Source organism: Pseudomonas sp. PsB, assembly GCF_043658375.1.
In the GTDB taxonomy this organism is placed as follows: Bacteria; Pseudomonadota; Gammaproteobacteria; order Pseudomonadales; family Pseudomonadaceae; genus Aquipseudomonas; species Aquipseudomonas putida_Z.
Genome location: NZ_JBIGLU010000106.1, coordinates 1 through 516 on the forward strand (window position 1 = coordinate 1; position 516 = coordinate 516).

The 516-nt window shown below is 68.8% G+C and carries 1 protein-coding gene; it reads left to right on the forward strand.

Annotation, left to right across the window (positions count from 1 at the left end; translation table 11 throughout):
• A partial coding sequence (locus ACGLHT_RS30055) for an Ig-like domain-containing protein (RefSeq protein ID WP_394520776.1) occupies window positions 1–516 on the forward strand: 516 nt, incomplete at both ends.

Sequence of the window (516 nt, forward strand, 5' to 3'; positions counted from 1 at the left end):
AGCGGCAACTGGTCGTTCACGCCCGGTACGCCGCTGGTCAACGGCACGGTCATCAATGCCGTGGCCCAGGACGCCGCTGGCAACACCAGCACCCCACAAGTCAGCACCACGGTGGATGCGGTAGCCCCTGGCCAGCCGACGATCGAGCCGAGCAACGGTACTGAGATCAGTGGTACCGCCGAAGCCGGCGCCAGGGTGATCCTCAGCGACGGCAGCGGCAACCCGATCGGCCAGACCACCGCCGATGGCAGTGGCAACTGGTCGTTCACGCCCGGTACGCCGCTGGCCAACGGCACGGTGATCAACGCCGTGGCCCAGGACCCGGCCGGCAATACCAGCGGGCCGGCCAGCGTCACCGTTGACGCCATCGCCCCGGCCGCACCGATCGTCAACCCGAGCAACGGGGTGGTGATCAGTGGTACCGCCGAAGCCGGAGCCGAGGTGATCCTCACCGACGGCAGCGGCAACCCGATCGGCCAGACGACCGCCGATGGCAGTGGCAACTGGGCCTTCACG